The organism is Enteroscipio rubneri, from assembly GCF_963929405.1.
Lineage (GTDB): Bacteria > Actinomycetota > Coriobacteriia > Coriobacteriales > Eggerthellaceae > Enteroscipio > Enteroscipio rubneri.
This window is the reverse complement of the sequence record NZ_CAWVIN010000003.1, coordinates 566898-585870: the sequence shown is the minus strand read 5'-3', so window position 1 is coordinate 585870 and position 18973 is coordinate 566898. Positions and strand designations below refer to the sequence as shown.

12 protein-coding genes and 2 pseudogenes are annotated in these 18973 nt (G+C 59.9%); 9 read left to right on the top strand and 5 right to left on the bottom strand.

Translation table 11 applies throughout. The features are described from left to right. Positions 1-123 precede the first annotated feature (123 nt). Positions 124-1599 carry a response regulator transcription factor gene (locus ABGT83_RS09570; RefSeq protein ID WP_346687267.1) on the bottom strand — a complete coding sequence of 492 codons (1476 nt, stop codon included), beginning with the start codon at positions 1597-1599 and terminating at the stop codon, positions 124-126. A 275-nt stretch (positions 1600-1874) separates the two neighbouring features. Between ABGT83_RS09570 and ABGT83_RS09565 the strand changes: the two genes are divergently transcribed. Beyond that, positions 1875-3620: an FAD-dependent oxidoreductase gene (locus ABGT83_RS09565; RefSeq protein WP_346687265.1), complete on the top strand. Its 1746-nt coding sequence runs from the start codon at positions 1875-1877 to the stop codon at positions 3618-3620. A gap of 190 nt (positions 3621-3810) precedes the next feature. Here the strand turns inward: ABGT83_RS09565 and ABGT83_RS09560 are convergent, their stop codons facing one another. After that, positions 3811-5358, bottom strand: coding sequence for an FAD-dependent oxidoreductase (locus tag ABGT83_RS09560; protein WP_346687263.1), 1548 nt, complete (start codon positions 5356-5358; stop codon positions 3811-3813). 205 nt (positions 5359-5563) lie between these two features. Here ABGT83_RS09560 and ABGT83_RS09555 point away from each other — a divergent pair, with 205 nt between their 5' ends. Both ABGT83_RS09555 and ABGT83_RS13470 read left to right on the top strand, forming a co-directional pair. Further along, positions 5564-6973, top strand: coding sequence for a helix-turn-helix domain-containing protein (locus tag ABGT83_RS09555; protein ID WP_346687262.1), 1410 nt, complete (start codon positions 5564-5566; stop codon positions 6971-6973). A 240-nt stretch (positions 6974-7213) separates the two neighbouring features. Continuing rightward, positions 7214-7423: pseudogene (locus tag ABGT83_RS13470) on the top strand (LuxR C-terminal-related transcriptional regulator); the annotation flags it as partial. A gap of 26 nt (positions 7424-7449) precedes the next feature. Here ABGT83_RS13470 and ABGT83_RS09550 read toward each other — a convergent pair. Further along, the gene (locus ABGT83_RS09550; RefSeq protein ID WP_103265182.1) at positions 7450-7671 is read right to left on the bottom strand and encodes a helix-turn-helix domain-containing protein; all 222 of its coding nucleotides are present in this window, start codon (positions 7669-7671) and stop codon (positions 7450-7452) included. An 81-nt stretch (positions 7672-7752) separates the two neighbouring features. Here ABGT83_RS09550 and ABGT83_RS09545 point away from each other — a divergent pair, with 81 nt between their 5' ends. Together ABGT83_RS09545 and ABGT83_RS09540 are read left to right on the top strand one after the other, a co-directional pair. Then, positions 7753-7962, top strand: a complete 210-nt coding sequence (locus tag ABGT83_RS09545; protein ID WP_103265229.1) for a helix-turn-helix domain-containing protein — start codon at positions 7753-7755, stop codon at positions 7960-7962. 203 nt (positions 7963-8165) lie between these two features. Then, positions 8166-9836: an FAD-dependent oxidoreductase gene (locus ABGT83_RS09540; RefSeq protein ID WP_346687260.1), complete on the top strand. Its 1671-nt coding sequence runs from the start codon at positions 8166-8168 to the stop codon at positions 9834-9836. 6 nt (positions 9837-9842) lie between these two features. Here the strand turns inward: ABGT83_RS09540 and ABGT83_RS09535 are convergent, their stop codons facing one another. Beyond that, entirely contained in the window at positions 9843-11261 is a 1419-nt protein-coding gene (locus ABGT83_RS09535) for a response regulator transcription factor (protein ID WP_346687259.1), read from the bottom strand. 143 nt (positions 11262-11404) lie between these two features. Here ABGT83_RS09535 and ABGT83_RS09530 point away from each other — a divergent pair. The 3 genes and pseudogenes from ABGT83_RS09530 to ABGT83_RS09520 form a co-directional block, all read left to right on the top strand. Continuing rightward, positions 11405-11494: pseudogene (locus ABGT83_RS09530) on the top strand (LuxR C-terminal-related transcriptional regulator); the annotation flags it as partial. Between the two features lie 165 nt (positions 11495-11659). Continuing rightward, positions 11660-13120, top strand: coding sequence for a LuxR C-terminal-related transcriptional regulator (locus tag ABGT83_RS09525; RefSeq protein WP_103265179.1), 1461 nt, complete (start codon positions 11660-11662; stop codon positions 13118-13120). Positions 13121-13291: 171 nt separating this feature from the next. Beyond that, a complete protein-coding gene (locus ABGT83_RS09520) occupies positions 13292-14983 on the top strand; it encodes an FAD-dependent oxidoreductase (protein ID WP_346687257.1) in 1692 nt (563 codons plus the stop codon). Between the two features lie 277 nt (positions 14984-15260). Here ABGT83_RS09520 and ABGT83_RS09515 read toward each other — a convergent pair whose 3' ends face one another. Next, positions 15261-16985: an FAD-binding protein gene (locus ABGT83_RS09515; RefSeq protein WP_346687255.1), complete on the bottom strand. Its 1725-nt coding sequence runs from the start codon at positions 16983-16985 to the stop codon at positions 15261-15263. 280 nt (positions 16986-17265) lie between these two features. Here ABGT83_RS09515 and ABGT83_RS09510 point away from each other — a divergent pair, with 280 nt between their 5' ends. Then, the gene (locus tag ABGT83_RS09510; protein WP_346687253.1) at positions 17266-18777 is read left to right on the top strand and encodes a helix-turn-helix transcriptional regulator; all 1512 of its coding nucleotides are present in this window, start codon (positions 17266-17268) and stop codon (positions 18775-18777) included. Positions 18778-18973 lie beyond the last annotated feature (196 nt).

The following is an 18973-nucleotide window of genomic DNA, read 5'->3' as shown; positions in this document are numbered from 1 at the left end:
CATTTCTCCTTGCTGGCTTCGTTTCGCCGATGACAGACATCGGCGAGGGGGCATCGATACTGTAGCATGACTTTTGCGTCCGCGCCGCCGGGCTCTGCTATGATGGCAGGTGTCGTCGCAACGTCAGTCGTGCATTTCCAGGTATTCGACAAGCTCGTCGCGCGAGTGCACGTCAAGCTTGCGGTACACGTTTCTGATGTGGGTCTTCGCGGTTCCTTTGGCCACCACGAGTTCCTTCTCAACGGCGCCGATCGACTTTCGCTGAGCCAACAGGAACAGCACCTCCTCTTCTCGTTGCGAGAGCAGGCGCTCTTTCGCCACCTTTTTGCACAGCGCCGCAAGATGCTGGTCGTTGACGAGATAGCTTTCGTCGGCGTCCTCGGAGCTATCGAAAAAGGCGACTCCCCAGCGATCCGGCATTCCCTTGCTCGTCAGAAGCATCATGGTGAGTACGGCTACCAGAAGGATGACGAGCGCGTTCAGAACGAAGTCCGGAGGAAGACCGCCCATGAAATCGGTTTCGGAAACGAGCGATTCCGTTTGCCGTCCGAGCATGTTGAACGAGACGCGTATGGCGCGTTCGATGCCGAACAGCCAAATGGCGGATATGCCCTGTCGGAAGCTCAGGCTGGTCAGGATGATCATGATGAGGATGGAGAAGGCGGTGTACGCGCCGGTCAAGCAGAAGTCAGCCGCTGCATTGTCCAGAAATCCCAGGCTTGGCAGGATGAGGAACGTTCCCACCATGAGCGGCAGGGCGAACCGGTAGATCACCCTAAAGTCGAACTTGCCGCCCTGAAACACCACGCCGACGAATACGAGAGATGCCATAACGACGGTGCCGAATGCCGAATGCGGCCCGAACGTGCTTGCGTAGAGCGAGGACTCTTTTAATCCGTAAGCGAAGGCGAACAAGGCCATGAGCAGAACCGGTTTCCAAGGGAAGGAGAAGCTACCCCGGTACGGATGCGGGAGTTCTTCGGGAGGGAGGGAGCGGAAGCTCGCTCGAAGGCAGGCGAGCGATGCGAGGGGCATGATCAGCATGGCAGCGAAAAGCCACGGCATGAGGAATCCTCGGCAGATGTAGATGAGCATCGCTCCCGCAACAATGGATGCGCAGAAATACAGCGCGACGCGCACTGGATTGAGGCAGCAGTACAGCTCTGACCAGAACAGGATGCTCAAGGCAATGCCGAACCCGCCCAGCACCGCAGAGGGCACGGCGAGCGTCGCGGCATACTCCGGGGCGTACAGCGAAGCGAACAGCCCCAGCGTGGATCCGATCAAGGAGATCCCGCACGCTCCGTAGAGCACCTTGCGGTTGTACAGGGTGCCGAGACGCCGCGAGGCGGCGACGAAGACGAGCGCCGTCGCAAGAATCGTCAGATCGAAGCAATCATGTCCGCTGTACTGCGTGGCTGGAAAATCGACAAACGATCCGACGAAGGCTAGTTCGATCCACGCGCGATAGATGCCGAACCCCAGAAAAGCAAGAGGGATGGAAGGCAGCCGGGCAAAGAGACCGACGGTCTTGCCATCTCCGGTTCCATGAGGGGCGGAATCGCGCCCCGGCTGTTTCGACGTCGAGCATATCCCCATAGGACCCTCCCATGCCGTCGTTCCCATTCTATAGCAAATACGTGCAGTGCCGGTGACGATCCGTCGAGTCGAAGCTTTCGTTAGGCATGGAATTACCTGATGGAATGGGTAGTAGATGGAGAAGGATGAGGGGGATGAGCAAGATCATCCCCGCCGATCCACGCGCCCGAGTGACAGCACATCGGAGGAATCGTAACGTGCTAGCTGCGCAGGCGCAGCGGCCGTAGTTCGAAATGAGGCCGCGCGCTTTCTACCGAACGTTGAAGGAGGAGAAGATGGGGAAGATGGAGCATGAGCTGACGCGCCGAAGCTTCTTGCAAGGGGCCGTTGCGGGAACAGCCGGCATTGCAGCCCTCGGTGTTTTGGGAAGCTGCTCGCCATCGGGCGGTGGGTCGAGCAGCGCCTCGGATGACGGCTCGCACGATGTCACCCAGACAGGATCGTCCGCCAACGCCGCATCCGCGGCCGACTGGCTTGGCGCCGAGCCCGATGTTGGCGAGCCCGAGGAAACGGTGGAGACGGATGTTCTCATCATTGGCGCGGGCTCAGGCGGCATGGTGGCGACCATGACCTGCCTGGAAAAGGGCTTGAAAACCATCACGATCGAAAAGACCGGCGCGGCCGGCATGGTGCGTGACGATGTTGGAGGCATCGGCTCGAAGCTGCAACGGGCAGAAAACAACAGCCCCGACCCGGCAGCGTGCCTACACTACATCACCATGTATGCCGCCAACGACATGGACCAGCGTCTGGTGAAGCTGTGGTTGGACGAAAGCTGCGAAGCGATCGACTGGTACGCCGACCTGCTTGAACGACGCAACGTCGGGCACTTGCTGTTCGAGGGCGGCTACTCCGCCACGTTCGACGATCCCGGCGCTTATCCCAAGTTCCAATCCGGGCACAGCCCCGTATGGGACGACCCTGAGCGGACGAGCAAGGTGGTATGGCCCGAGTACGTGGAGGAACTGGGCGGCGAGTTCCGCTTCGAGACGGCGTTCGTGAAGTTCGAGCACGACGATCACGCGGTTACCGCCGCTCTCGCCCAGGATGCCGACGGCAAGGTGATCCGCTTCAAGGCGACGAAGGGCATCATTTTGGCAACCGGCGGATACCAGCACAACATAGACATGCTGCGGGCTCTCCAGCCGCAGACGCTTGCCAGCATGCCGGCAGGCTACACGTCGGCCGGCCTGACCGCCGGGGATGGGATCAAAGCCTGCTTGTGGATGGGAGCCGCATTCGATGAGACCCATGCGTGCATGGTGTTTGATCGCACCGGCATGTATCCCAACGAGACGCCTCTCACCTGCACCGAGGGCCTGGGATGGCCCGAACTTAAAAAGCAGGTCCGGTTCGGGTCGCAGGCGTGGCTCAAGGTGAACTTGAACGGCGAGCGGTTCGCCAACGAATCGGCGCCCTACGACTACATTGTCCATGCGGCGGCCTATCAGCCCGAGCATTGTTGGTGCACCATTTGGGACGCCAACTACCTTGAGCACATGAAGCAGTTCGAAACGGTCGGCTGCGCGCGCCACTACCCGTATCCCAATGGAGCTCCGTCCGATGGCAAGTACGAAACGCTGCCGGACACTATCGCCGAATGGGAGCAAGCCGGCTTCGTGCAGAGCGCCGACACACCCGAAGAACTGGCGACAAAACTCAACATACCTCCCGAGACGTTCGCCCAAACGGTTGCGCGCTACAACGAGCTTGCCGCCAAGGGCCATGACGACGACTTCTACAAAGAACCTTATCGCCTGATCGCGCTCGATCAGCCTCCGTACTACGGGCTGCGCACGTGCAGCAGGCTCTTGTGCACGCTCGACGGCGTCCATGTCAACACCGATCTGAACCCGGTCGATGCCCAAGGCGTGCCGTTCACGGGCCTCCATTTGGTGGGCGACGTGTCGGGCGGATTCTTCGCGCACTCGTATCCCAACCTGTTCACGGGTCTGGCCAGCGGAAGGACGATGACCTACGCGCGCCATGCCGTCCGCACGATTCTCGGCGAGAGCCTGTAAGGCGAAATCAAGAGCCTGTAGGGCGAAAGCGCGGGGGCCGCATCGATGAGATGCGGCCCCCGCGTACTGGCGAGAAAGCAGAAGCGGTGGCGCTCGGGGAGGGGCCGCACTCTGCTTCCGATTCTCTAAAGCTTTGCCGGTACCATTCGGTCGTGCTCTCTCGCGAAGGATCGCACCTGCTTCCGATCATCTAGAGTCTCGCCGCTGCGTGTTTCGCGGCGGTTCTCGCGGTATTGATGGAATTGCCGCTGCACGAGCCAGGCGTGCCGATGGTATACACATTGCGGTAGAGCATGCAGCCTTCCACGCCCACCACGTACAACCCCTCGATTGCATGATGGTCGGCATCGATGGCCTGAGCATTGCGATTGGTTGCCACGCCTCCGATAGTGGTGAACATGGCGTTGATCGGTTGAGCCAGGTAGTAAGGGGGATTCTGCAAAGGGACGAGAAATCGAGGATCTTTGTCCCAGAGCTCGTCTTTGCCCGTGGCGCACATGGCGTTGTACTCGTTCGCAAAGCTCTCAAGCCGGTCCGGATCCAAGTCGGCGGCCTTGGCGAGCTCGGCGAAGGTGTCCGCTTTGAATACGTCTCCCTCATCCGAGGCGAGCGCGCTTTCCAAGAGGGCGCGTATGTCGTCCTCCTGGGTGGCGGCATACGCTTCAAATATGGCTTCGTCCCAGATCATGAACGAGCGTTCCTGGTTCCATTTCGGCGGATTCGCCAGCGAGAGGTTTACCGTGCAGTTGTCCTCCTTATAGAATCGCTCACAGCTTTCATTGATCCATGGAATTTGAGGTGCCATGCAGAAACCGAGATTCGTCATACTGAAGGAGAACGATTTGATGATGGAGCCGCAGTTGTCGGCTGCGTAATCTGCGAAATCCTTTGCGCCGGCGGTGATGGCCATGTCATGCCCGGACCCGTCGTCATGAGGCGATCCGACGGATAGGAGCCGATCGGCAGGGTAGCCTATGTTCGAGCAGAGCTCATAGTTCGCGCCGAATCCTCCGGTGGCCAAGATGACGGCTTTCGCATTGACCTGTATCCACTCGGACTTATTCTGCGCATACACTCCGCATACATTTCCATCGTGGAGGATGAGCTCCTCGGTTTTGGTCGAGAACTCCACCTGGATGCCAAGTTCTTCTAGTTTGGCCGTCATCGGATTGATATAGCCTTCCGTGATGCCGCCTTGATACCAGTGAAAGGTTCGATAGTCCTTGCCGTGGTAGTCGTCCACTTTGTCGAACTTTACACCCTGCTCAATGAGCCAATCGATATTCTGGCCAGAATTTTCCATCATCTCGAGCCAGGCAAGGCCGTCTGCGCGCCATTGGGATTGCTCCATCTCGCTCATGAGGATGTTCTTCAAATCCACTTGGATGCCGAGCTCCTTTGAAAGGCTTGAATCCACCCCGAACGACCCCTCTACGCCGTTCGCCGAGGCCCCGCCTGTGATATCGGCCGCCTCCAGCACGATGACATTCGCTCCGTCTTCATGCGCCTGTACCGCTGCTATCATGCCGGAAAACCCTGCCCCGACGACGCATATGTCGCATTCGTAGGTTTGGTCGACATCCTTTTCTTCCGTAGCGCTTGCGGATTCTCCGCCCTCGCCGGCGGTTTGGTCGGATGCTGTTTGGCCCTGGGGTGAGCAGCCGACGACGCCTGCAAGCGCTGTTCCGGCAATGCCGCACGCTGCTCCCTGCAAAAAATTCCTTCGCGTGAGTTTCATAGGTTTCCCTTCCCTTCGATAACAGACGACACAAACCGTACTCGTCGATTGCCGGCCTGAAACCATGCTTGGCGGGTGCGTGCCGAAAGATCACCCGGCGTGGGTGACGGATCGTGCCTGCGAAACAAAGCCGCTCCGCTACAATCGGGTCAGGGAATTGTGCAAGACGGGGAGATCTGGCATGGATTCGAGGAAAAGGGTATTTGTGGCAGTCGTTGGATATGCCGCATTCGTAGCTTCTGCAACGCAGGTGTTCGTCTCTCAAGGGTATCAGCAATTAGCTACGGAGACGATATCCTCGCGCATCGTGGAGAACACGGCGTTCTTCATGGTGTATTTTCTCGTTGCTGCAGCGCTTTTGCCGCGCGGCATCAAGCGTGTTCCGCTTGGTTTGGCATTGATCGCCGCAGGAACAATCGTGGTGAGCCAAGGAGTATTCTACCTGCACAACCATGGTATCCTGACGATTCCTTTCGGAATTATGACTGGATTGCACGTTGGGACGGGCGCCTCGTTCGCGGTGCTTTTCGCGTTCTGGGCAGGAGTCGCTTATCTGTTCGACAGGCGCAGCTTTCAGTTCTGCATTCTGGCAGGCAGCCTTATGGCATCGTTCGCCGTAATCTTCATTAGCGCCTTTCAATCGGCGGAGGCGGTGCTGGTCACCAAATGCCTTTTCCTTGTCTTATCCGCCGGTTTTTCTGTAAAGCTTGCGATGCCTGCGAAAAACAGCTCGGGCGAGAAAGAGCGCGATAACGTCCGCTTGCTTTCCGGTATCAAAGGCCTTTTCGTTCCGATCATCTGCGCGGGGGCGTTGGGGTTCGCCTACCAATACTCATGGACCGTCGCCGGATTGGATGCGCTTGCCAGTATGTTCTTCGCCATCGGGGAGGCGTTTGCCGTTTCGGTCGTTTTGTTGGCGGCGTCGATGCCGGGTGTGCGCTCCTTCAGCGTTGCATGGGTGTTTCGCCTGCTCTGTCCAATTGCCTGCTTGCTGATAGTCCTGCAAGCGTTCGTGGCCGGCGTTTTGCAGGTGCTGTGCATGGGTATCGTGAGCGCTGCGTTCAACCTCTGCCTCATACTGCTCATGCCGCTGTGCGCCTCCATTGCGAAGCGCAAGGGGTTCTCGGCTTCGGGGCTGTACGCTGCCGCGGCAGGCGTGGTGAACATCTTTCCGACGCTCGGATATGTCGTGGGATTGCTGCCGCGCGACTATACGGGCGTGGGGATGTACGTTCTGGTATTCGCAGTGTTCGCGGTTCTGCTGGTAGCCGCTCGCTTGCATGATGGCAGCGCATACGACTCCGACATCGTTTTGGGAAGCGGACAGGAAGGCGATGACGGAGGAGGAGCACCTTCAACGCTTTTAAGTCGGGACTATTTTGCGGCTCTCGTCTCCGAAGAGTACGGGCTTACAAGCCGTGAAGAAGAAGTGCTGCGCATGGTGTTGCTCGGCAGGGACGCTCCCTCAATCTCCGAAGAGCTGTGCATTTCGGCCAACACTGTGAAAACGCACATCAAGCGCATCTATCGTAAGGTGGATATTCATTCGCGGCAGGAACTTGCCGATATGGTGGAGGATTTTGAAAACTCCGCCCATCAAGGCCTTTTGGGCTGACGCATGCGGCGACCGGTTGCGGGGGGGGGGATTCGTAACCAGTTGGCGGCTTATGGAAGTCCTCATCGTAGCCGGCTGCAGCTTGCTCGTTGTACCACTTGATCGTGACTCCCTTGTACATACCACCTTTGGGAAACCGATATCGTGGCCAGTCTTTTCATCGTATACCTCGTCGGTAATATAATCGCGGCGTAGCTTGCCCGATCGGGAAGAGGAGGTGCTCGTGCTTTCGCTTTAGGTCGATCGCGATCCCAAATCAAAGCGGAGCTGTACCTTTCCCTCGGCACCGTTAACACGCGTATCTCCCATATCTATCAGAAATTGGGCATCCACAACAAAGACGAGCTCTCGGCATATTTCGAGGAACACGACGGGTCACCGTCGCTTTCGCAGTTCGTTTTTGTGGCGGCAGTTGCGCGGCCGCACGCGCGTGCGGGCAAGAGATCGTGATCATCGATCAAGTCAAGTCATGCTTCCTATTTATTAAAAGACGCATCGGGAATGTACTCAAGCAGATCCCCTGGTTGGCAATCGAGCGCTTCGCATAAAGCGCCGAGCGTCGAGAAACGTGCCGCTGTTGATTTTCCAGTTTTAATGCGAGACAGATTAACTTGAGTAATGCCTACTCGGTCAGCTAGCTGCTTAAGACTGATCTCGTATTTGGCCATGATGCGATCGAGGCGCCAGACTACCGGCATGTTGAACTCCTTGGCATCAGAAAGCAATTTGTTGTTGATTTGCTACACCCTAGTTTAGCAGCTTTCCTTACCGTCTTCGGTATGGATATCAAGACGACGCTGGGTTTGAGGATAAAAGAGCTGCGCGATGAGCGCGGTATGACACAGCGTGCTTTTGCAGAAGCGTCCGGCATTGATAGGAGCTATCTTGCTGCGATAGAGAACGGCGAGATTAACGTCGGCATTAAAACAATTGAGCGTATTGCAAATGGTTTCGACCTCACGGTCGGGCAACTTACTGAAGGCCTTTAACTCAAGTTTCGACAGATTGTCCGCTTCGAATTCGTCGAATAAGATGAGCTTTGCGGTCTCTTGGACTATCGATCCTCTCTTTTCTATATCTCCGATCACATTTCTAGGGTGAACCATGGTTTCACCCTAGAAATGTGGTTGCCGTCGGCCTCCTCCCGGGCAGAATGCATCTCGTCTGATTGACCAATACGGAGGAGGACAACATGAGCATCAACAGACGCGACTTTTTGAAAGGTGCTGTCACCATGGGAGCCTTGGCGGGAGCGGGTTCGCTGGCTGCATGTGCGCCGCAAGGCGGTGCGGACGATTCGCCAACGGCAGGGACGACGAAGGCCCGTTCATGGGAAACCGTACCCGACCCTATTCCTGAAAACGACATCTCCGAAACTGTTGAGGCGGACGTGGTCATCATCGGAGCCGGCGTGGCCGGTATGACGGCGTTCATGCACGCGTGCGAAGCGGGAGCGAAGGCGGTTATCATCGAAAAGATGTCGCAGCCGAGCGCACGTGGACTCGATATGGCCGCCGTGGACACGCGGGTGCAAAAGGCCGCGGGCGTTTCGATCGACAAAGGCCAGCTGGTCAGCGATTTGGTGAAGGCATCGGGCTACAAAGCGAACGGCAGCCTCATCAAACTGTGGGCCGACAAGTCCGGCGAGGTGTTCGATCGCATAATCGACCTTGCAGCCGATCACGATGCCGAATTCGTGCTGGGCATGGGCTCGTCTGCAACAGCGAATGCCCCCGATTTCACCACGCGCACGTATCCGACCGATCATAACCTGGCGGGATACGGGGTGCATGAGTGCATGGAGGCCCTTGTCGGCTGGATGCAGGAGCGCGCGCTTGCCAACGGTGGCGCGTCGTACTACAAAACAAGGGCCGAACAGCTGCTGAAAGACGGGAGCGGCAATATTATTGGCGTGGTGGCTTCGCAGGGTTCCTCGTATGTGAAGTACACTGCTTCCAAAGGCGTGATCCTAGCGACGGGCGACTATGGCGGAAATGAGGACATGGTGGCGGAGTGGTGTCCGCTGGTTGGTCGCGTGCACGGTACCGCCTACATTCCTCCCGAGGCCAACACGGGCGACGGCATCAACATGGCCCTCTGGGCGGGCGCTTCCATGCAGCCGGGCAATCATGGCCCCATGGTTCATCCCATCCAAGGCGGCGGTGCGCTGTGTACTGCGTCCTTCTTGCGGGTAAATGCCAACGGAAAGCGGTTCGCCGACGAGAACACAACGCTGCCCGGCATTACCGATGCGGTGATGAGCAGCGCGAAACGCACTGTCTGGACTATCTTCGACGCGGACTACGAGAGCCAGATGGCTTCCATGTCTGCTCTGAGCACGTACAACTTCAACACTGCCGGCTCGCTGACGAAGTATTTCATGGACGGCAGCATGACACCCGATGCCGTGCCGCCCCTGCCTGAAATCGTGCAGATGGGTATCGATGAAGGCGCCACGTTCGAGGGCCAGACCCTCGAAGAGCTCGCGACAACGATCGATGTTCCTGCCGATGCGCTTGTGGCGACGGTCGCTCGCTACAACGAGCTCGTCGACCTCGGCGTCGACGAAGACTTCGGCAAAGATCCGGCCTGCTTGAAGCCTATTGCGAAAGCTCCGTTCTACGCTTCGCAGGTGCCGGCCAAACTGCTGGTCATTCCCGGAGGGTTGAATGTGGACGATCAGCTGCGCGTGCTCGACTCTGAAGAGCGCCCGATCGAGGGTCTGTTCGCCTGCGGTAACGTGCAGGGCAACTTCTTCGCCAACGACTATCCCATCTGCGCTCCCGGGCTGAGCCATGGGCGCTGCATCACGCTCGGCGCATTGCTGGGCGCAGCTGTGGCGAAGGGCTCGCTTGTGCAATAAGAGCTATCAGGGCTTCCGCATTGCAAGGTCGTAGAGCTCTTGCTTGCTGTGGATGGCGAGCTTCCGGTAGATCGATTTGCAGTGGCTGCGCACAGTGTTCTCGCTCAGCATAAGCTTCTGTGCGATTGCGGCGTAGCTCAGCTTCTGGGCGAGCAGGACCATCACCTTCAACTCGCTCGGGCTGATGCCGTTCGTTTCAGCCAGGGCGGCGCAACGCGTTTCCAAATTGCCGCGCGCCGCCCCTTCGAAGTCGGATAGGCGCTTCTTCGTCTCCAGTTTGCCGAGGACAAAAGGAAAGACGAGCAGGTAGATGCAGACCATGAGCACGATGGCGACCAGCACGTCTTTGGACAGGCCGCTCAAGTACACGAGCGATCCGACGAGCGTTCCCAGCCCGATAGCTGAAAATACCATACCTTCACCGAAGCCGAACACGATGAACGGGTTGTCGCGCCTAGTGTACGCGATCTTTGCCAGAATGGTGCGAAGCAGAACCTCCATGAACGTGTACGCGATGCTGACGAGCGCCGTGAGAACGGGCCAGTAGAACGATTCGAGAAAGAGCGTGGGAATGAGTAGCGTTGCCAAGCCGAGCGCTACCCAGGGATATATGCTGTCGATGTCGGGCGGCCGCTTCTTGACGAACGACGCAACGCCGAGTATCGCGGCGGCCAGCAGCACTCCCGCCGTCGACAGCGTGTTGATGAGCGTGCCGTTGAAGTTGCTGGCGGCCACTTCGCGGATAGCGTTGAACTCAAAGGCCAAGGCGGCCACGCTGAGCACCGGTACCAAGACCGGGCGCAGCGTCGAACGCGCAGGGGATTTTCCTAACCGCGGAGCGTGCACGGTCGACTTTTCAGAAAGCGCCTCGGTGGCGTTGGCGCAGTGTTCGAAGAGCAGGAAGGCGGGTACGAGCAAGGCGAACGCCGCTATCCTGGGAGTAAAGAAACCCTCGATCTGGAAGAGGGCTATACTGGACAAACTCGACACCCCTCCCATGATGAGCATGGCTGCGAAGGATGCCCGGGGTTCCAAACGAGAGAGCACCTCTCCCCAGAGTAGAAAGTACATGCCGTTCGTAATGCCGAACACCGCGCCGACAATCAGGAAAACGACGGATGCCGAAGGGCACCACAACGATGCGGCCAAAAACATTGCCATCGAAAGAGCCAAGAGAGCGGTGAAGACAACGCGGAGTGATCGACTGGAGCGTCGGAAGCCGGTAAGCACAGCAATTGCAAGAACCGTCAGAGGCGCGAGTGCTATGGCGACCGTAGCGCCGATGCGGAAAAGCTGGGAGAGGTTGCGCACGGACTCGTCGGCTTCCATCGCGAAGGACAATCCTCCCCACATGAAAGCGATGTTAACGGCAAGGAACGTTCCGTATCCCAAGCCGACGAGCACGATGAGTTTGCGGTTTTCCATGTGCGTTTCTTTCGCAGAACGTCTATGAGCCGGTGTCAAGTATACCCGACCGCGAAGGGTAGGAGCCGTCATCGCGCTTCGAGAACGGGAGCCGACCGGTGCGCGGAGGGTATCCTCACCCATCTTGCTGAAAAACCGCTAAGACGATAGCGGCGGATGCATTCATTTCGTACAGCACGGTGAAAACCCATATCAGACATATTTATCAGAAAACAGGCGTCCGTACGCGCTAGGAGCTTATCGCGCTGGTTGTTCAAAAGAGCGAGCGAATCGAAGAGCGCCCTAACGGCGCCCGTACGAAGCACGACGAGTGAAGCTGGCAGCGCCGTCGTCCTCGCTTTCCGCTGCGCACGGTTCACGGTCTTCCACTATAATGCGCCCAGGAGGGGGAGGATCGCATGCCGTTCGCTGTTCGCAAAGGTTTCGCGCGGTTCGATGTAAAAGCTATTATCGGTTCCGGTTTCCTGTGGGCGTGGTTCGACGCTCTATTCATGAGCGTATTCTTCAGTCCGTCTGGCCAACAAGGGTTCATGTCGGAGATCGCCGCGATCTGCATATTCGCATTCGGCGTACCGCTGTACGTGGTCACAATGCGTCGCAGCGACGCGATGCGCCGGCTGTTGGCGAGAAAGAAGATCATGGCGGCGGTTGCGGTCGCAGGCGCCGTCGGTTCACTGGTGCTCGTATGCGCGGGGTTCGCTGATAGCTGGACGCTGCTGTTCGCGGGTGCCGTGCTCTGCGCCATCTTCATGGGATTCGCCGGCTTGGCGTGGGGTGCGGTTTACAGCAGTGACGGGGCTCGTAGCGCCATGGTCTACGTCGCGGGAGGCTTCGCGTTCGCGTTCGTGGTCGACGTCCCTTTGCTTCTCATGATCCCGGTGGCTTCCGCCTGCTTCTTCGCGCTGCTTCCGGCGGCTTCGCTGCTCATGCTCGCTCGAGTGGATCCGAAACTCAGCACCTATGGCTTCCGCAACGAATTGACTACATCGTCCGAGCAGAACCTGGCCGAGCGCCTGCGCTCCAGCTTCGGCGTGTCGCTGCCAGCCCTTGGCGCCGTGATGCTCATCATGATCGGCTTCGGATACGTCCAGCATCTTGCGTCGTTCGCCCCGCAAGCGGTTGAGTCGGCTATAGGCGGCGGCGTTCTGATCCAGGTTGTCAGAGGTATGGTGGCGGTGGTCGCGTTCTTGGTCGTGCTCGTTGCGCCGAAGCGTGCGAGCTGGATGTATCGGTTGGGGCTGCTGGCTATGGTCGCCGGTTTCTCGCTCATGCCGTTTTTGTACGACGGTCAGTCGTTTGAAGCGTCGGGAGCTGTCATTATCGGAGGATATACGGTATTCGACGTGCTCAGTTGGGTCATTTTCTCGCAGGTCGCCCATACGCGCTCGAGCGAGCCGGTAAAGACTATCGCCGTCATGCGGCTGGCGGTGGGCGCGTGCTATGCGGCGGGAGCTGCGATCGCCATCGTCCTGTCCTTCGCGATGCCCACGAACGCTCATGGTTACGAGGAGGCTATGTTCGTCGGGTACTTGATGACGGTCGCCATCGTGCTGCTGCTTACCAGCAAGGAGGTGTGGGAGCTGTTCGCACCTCAGGTGCTCGTGCGCCCGGTTGCGGAGGTTTCTCCCAACGTCGAGGATCGGCCCGACGACGTGCTGCAGGAGCGCTGCCAGGAGTGGGGTTTCACGCAGCGCGAGCAGGAGATCATTCGGTTGTTGGCGGTAGGCCGCACGCAGCCATGGATTGCCGAGAGCCTGGGTATATCCGAGAACACGGTGAACACCCACGTTCGCCGCATCTACCAGAAAATGGGGGTGCACAGCAGACAGGAGCTGATCGACCTGGTGCTAAACGCATAGTCGCACGATTCATGCGACCGAGTCGCCCTTGTCGCACGAACCCTGCGATCTTTCGGAAAATGGCAGGATTCGTGCGTTTCGCCCGCTTCCTTTCATCCCTAGACTGCAAGGGCGCTTGAAGAAGCGCTTTGCACGCAAGGGGCGTGCGAAGGTTACGGGAAGGGATGAGACATGGGTATTTCACGTAGGACGTTTCTGAAAGGCTCGATCGTTGCCGGCGCCGGTGCAGCTGCGGCTGCCGCGCTGGGAGGATGCGCCCCCGCCGCTTCCGAGGGAGGCTCCGGTTCGACGTCGGCTGCGGGTTCGTCGAACGGCATCGGCAAGCACACGTGGGAAGTCGCGCCCGAGCCTATTACCGATATCGCTGAGACGAAGGACTACGACATTGTCATCGTCGGAGGCGGCCTCGCGGGCAACTCGGCCGCCGAGGCGGCGGCGCGCAACGGCGCAAAGGTCGCTTTGCTTGAGCGCACCGAAAGCATTCAGATTCGCGGCGTGGACGTGGCCGCTATCGGCAGCAACTGGAAGCTTGAGAACGGCGTGAACATCGACATCGATACGGCGTGCATGCTGCTGTATCAGTGGTCCAACCAGACGGTCAACTACAATCTGCTGCGCACCTGGGCCGAGCAGACCGGTCCCGTGTTCAACTACATCGAGGAGATGGTGGGCAAGCAGGGCATCTCGATGGTGTCCGCCCTGTCCGGCACGGCCAAGTACGGTTGGGAGACGCTCCCTGAGCGCTGGCGCATCTATCCCGATGCTGTCTCGTTCGTGAAGGGTGACGAAGTGGGCACCGTGCGCCCCGATGGCAAGGAAGTCAACTGGACCTTGGGCGAGGCGCTCAACAAGTCCGCCACCGACAGCGGAGCCGAATACTTCTTCAACACGCATGCCGAGCAGCTGGTTGGCAATGCCGAGGGCGGCATCACAGGCGTTATCGCCACCGGCGAGGACGGCAAGTACGTGCAGTTCAACGCATCCAAGGGCGTTATCCTGGCAACGGGCGACATCAGCGGAAACCAGGAGATGGTCGACGCCTGGGCTCCCATCTGCAACCGCTCCGACGCGTTCATCTACACGCCGCAAGGCGCCAACACCGGCGACGGCATCCTCATGGGCAGCTGGGCCGGCGCGGCTATATCGAAGAGCCCGGCAGCGCCCATGGTGCACCAGTTCACACCCAGCTCATACACCTTCAATCTTACGGCCTTCATCATGAGCTGGCTTGCAGTCAACAAGAACGGCGAGCGCTACGGCGCCGAGATCCCGTTCGAGCCGTACCTGACGAACGCCCGCATGAACACGCCGGGCGATATGGCGTGGTCCGTCTTCGATGCCGACTATCCGAAGTACGTGCAGCAGCAGTGGCCCACGAAGTACGAGACGTGGCTTGACGGCATCGAGGAGGAGATGGAGAAGCGCATCGAGAGCGGCGAGCTGTACAAGGCCGACACGCTCGAAGAGCTGGCCGAGCAGATCGGCGTGCCTGCCGACAAGCTGAAAGAATCCGTCGAGGGCTACAACGCCATGTACCAGAAGGGCGAGGACACTCGGTTCGGCGTCCCGGCGCAGTTCCTGTCCGAGGTGAAGACGGCTCCGTTCTACGCGACGCCGCTCGTGTGCTCGACGCTGACCATCCCGTTCGGTCTTCATGTGAACGAGGACTCGCAGGTGTGCACCGAGGAAGATGCTCCTATCAAGGGCCTGTTCGCCATCGGCAACGTGCAGGGCGATTTCTTCGGCAAGGACTATCCGGTGCACTGCCCCGGCATCAGCCATGGCCGCTGTGTCACGTTTGGCCAGCTGGTGGGCGAGGCGCTGGCGAAGGACTCCGTGCTCACCGAGCTGATTGCCTCATAGCCTCGAACGCCATTCCCGCTGCGCCGCGGCAAGCCTTCCCTCCCTTGTTCGCTGCGGCGCGATTCGATCGCCCGGTCCTGTTTCCCTGCAGGGCTGGGCTTTTCTGCGAGCAGCAGGTGAGTGGCGCAGCCCTGCCTAGGAGGGGATACAGGGCTGCGCCGGATATGTTTCGAAAGCCTGAACGCCCTCTCGTAAGGTTCGGGGAGAGGGGGTACGGGGCGACGCTTTCGCGCATCCGCCGTTTCGCCTCACTGCGCTTTGGTCAAGGTCGTAGCGCTTACCCGAGTTTGCCCGCGGCCAGATCTTTGCCCAGCACGTAGGGCAGGGTGATGCAGGTGGCGCCGTAGTTCATGCCCTCCATGGCGAACGTGTAGGTGGCTGAGTAGAAGTTGCCAATCATGCAGCCCGCGTTGAACAGACCTTCGATGGGCTCGTCGTTCTCGTCGAGCACACGCAGGTTGACGTCGGTGCGCAGGCCGCCGAGGGAGGTTAGGAAGCCGGGTGTGAACGATGCGCCATAGAAAGGGCCGTCGCCTTCGCCGATGGGGATGAGCTTGTCGGCGGTCTTGTAGAAATCGGTGTCCACACCGCTCGCGCACATCTCGTTGTAACGGTTGACGGTATCGATGGTCTCGGCGGGCAGCCCCAGCTTCGAGATAACCTCTTCGCGCGTGTCGGCCTTGACGATGCCGAATCCGTCGGCGTCGGTGTCCCAGCGCTCGATAACCTCTTCGGTGGTAAAGTATTCGCCGTGCGCATAGTTGATGGCGCCCCAGGGACCGCCCGCCTCGGCTCGGTTCTGGCCCCAGATGCAGTAGGCGGTCTTTTCGGGCAGGTGCATGATTGTGGCGCATGCAAGGCCGCCCAGCACGTCCTCATTCATGAAGCGCTGGCCGTTCTTGTCCACCATGAGGCCGGTGTGGCTCGTGTAGGGCTGGTCGCCGGGCAGGTTGGGACGGCCGAGCATGATGTTGTTGGGCTCCTTCTGCCATGCGCCGCCCACCCACAGTTCCATTTTGTGACCGTCGCCGGGCATGAGGCCGCCCATCCAGATGCCCTGGTCGTAGTTGATGTCGGTTGTGAAATCGCACAGCTCCACGGCCTGTGGGCAGTACTTCTCCATCATGTTCCTATCGTGGGAGAAGTCGCCGGTCGCCATGACCACAGCCTTGGTACCCACGTACTTGGTGTACGCGCCGTCGGCGTTGGAAGCGATGATGGCGTCCACGCGCCCGCTCGTGCCGTTCGCCACGCCGCCGCGCACCAGCTGCTCACCCTTCACGTTCCAGCGGACGTCCACGCCCAAGTCCTCGGTGATGTAGCGTCCCATCTCCGCGGCGATGTATCCCTCGCCGTTGCCGATAGCGCCATGCAGCTCCTCGTCGTCCACGTAGAAGGCGTGGGCCGCCGTGGGCGTGTACATGGGGTCGCCTTCCTTGTACGCTGGACCGGATTCGATCGTCGTTTTGATGTTCGCCTTGGATGCGATGTCGATGATCCAGTTGATGGCTTCTTCTGAATTGTTGTAGAACTTATACCATAGCCCCGGCCTGAAGTTGCCGCCGTTGGCCGCATACTGCATGCGGTAGAACCAGGTGGGATCCATGCGCGGGATGCCCATCTGCTCCATGACCGTGGAGTACACGCCGTTGTTGGATCCGCCGCGGCTGACCGGCGCGGTGGACGCGCTGATGAGCGTCACCTTGAGGCCGTTCTCGGCGCATGAGGCCGCAGTTACCATGCCGGACATGCCGCCGCCCACTACCACGACGTCGGACTCCACCGTCTCCTTGATGTCGGCGTCGGCGATAGGCTCGGGTGCAATCTCGAAGCTCCACTGCTGCTCGGCGCTGTTCGTGGCCGTCGCCTGTGCGGCGTCGGATTCGCTCTTCGGCGCGTCTGCCTGGGGCGAGCATGCCGCCAGCGCCCCTCCCGCCACCAGACCCGCGGCGCCCAGGGCGGCGCCTTTGACGAAGCTGCGTCGGTTCAGAGTACCCTCCATGACAATCTCCCTTCCTTGTGTGTGACGAACGCTCCCGGGAACGAGCTACTGCGCGAACGGGCCGTGCGGCAGCGAGCGGGTTCCGAGTTGTCCGAAGCGTATCCGATCAGGCAAAACAATGGCTCACCCAGCCTGGGTGGTTTTTCGCCCAGAAGCCGCGCGGCGCCCTTCCTTGCGTCGGGCCGTTCGGAGCGTGCGGTACAATGGACATGCGCCGCGCGGGCGTCGATGCGCTCGAATGTCGGCGCTATCCGTGCGAGGGAGAGGGAGGTGCGGACCGGTGGGGTTCAAAGCTCGTCGCCCGAAAAACACGGAATCGAAGCCGAAACCGCGTTTTTCGGGCGACAACGTGAAGCGCGAGCAGATGCTGGCCGCACTTGCATACGGGTTTTTCCTGGCATGCACCTCGGTGATGCTCTGGGGCGGGTATCTGCGTTTTCTCACGGGGATCGAAAGCCCGGGCGCGCTCATGGCGGAGTACTTCGCGCGTACGGCCGCATTTCCCGCCTCGCTTGCGGTAGCTGGGGTGGCGGCCTACCGCCGACCGAAGGCGCGCGCCTGGCGTTCTCCGTTTTTCGCACTGGGGCTTTTCTTGACGGGGGCCGTGTTGGTCGTCTTGGAGCAGACGAATATGTTGTCCTCGGGATGGTCACTCGTCGCTGTAGGTTTCTGCTTCGGCTGGGGAAGCGGTCTCATGTTCTGCACATTGCAAGAGATCGTAGCCGCACAGAAGGTATTCGCCGCAGGCATCGTCGTGTTCCTTGCCGCCGGCGTATCCGCACTTCTGTTTTTCGCCGTCGAACTGCTGCCCGAGAGCATCGTCCCCGGAGCCTCTCTGTTCGCACTCGCTCCCGCAGCCACCGTGCTCGTCGCGGTGGCGAGGCGCCGCGCGCCGAAAACCCACCCGATGTTCGAAATTGTTCCCTCCCAGAGGCGCGATCGGTGCCGCGAGGCTGTGGCAGAGCTTTGGCGGCCGCTGTTATGTGTTGCGTTTTCTGCGTTCATCGTGGGTATCGTGCGCATCGGGTCGGCGTCGGGTGGCGGGTCGATCGGCCAGACGAATGCGAGCAATATGATAGGGCTGCTCGTCGCCTCCATCGTGCTGTTGGCATCGTGGAAGCTTCTGTACGAGCGCGTCACGCTGATGCGGCTGTACCAGATCCTGTTTCCTCTCACCGCAACGGCGTTCTTGTTGCTGCCGCTGCTCGAGGGTGCGTTTCGCCAGATAGTGCTGTCGTTCGTGTTTCTGGTGTTCTCGGTCACGTCCTCGCTTATGGTCGTGTCCTGCGCCCGCACTGCGCGTAATCAAACGCTTCCGCCGGTGCTTGTCTACGGCCTGTTTGCCGGCGTCGTGTACGCGAGTCAGCTGGTGGGCTCGGTTGTGGGTCTGTTCGTGGGAGCGGGGCGAGGCGTCGGTCTGGCCGAGCTGTCGGTCGTGGCACTGGTGGCGGTGTACCTGCTTTCAATCGCCATGGTGGCACCGCATGGAAAGCGCCTCCGGCGCGCGGCCGGTCCGGCGATCCTGGCAGAACCCGCTCTGTCCTTGGGAGGCGCCGAAGGGAAGGATGCGGTATCGGCGGGATGCGTGGTCGTGGTGGACCGCTACCGGCTGTCGCGCCGAGAGGCCGACGTGCTCGATCTTCTGGCGCGCGGGCGCGACGTGCCCTACATTGCCGAGGAGCTCGTGATATCCAAAAACACGGTTCGCAGCCATATCAAGAGCATCTTCGCGAAAACGGGGGTACACTCCCGCCAGGAGCTCATCGACCTCGTGGAGCTTGTCGAAGCGTGAGGCTGCGGTGCGCCTTCTCAGACGCTCGAAGAGGCTTCCGGCCGTCGTATGACCCTCTCGCCGAGCCGTGGTAGCGTCGCATTCGTGCGGCTTTGGTTCGGGCAGCGATTATTTGCGCAGAGCCCCGATTGCGCGTGCGCGGTTGCAAGCCGCACGCCGAGTTTGCTGCGCTTGAGCCTGCGCTCGTGCGTTTGCC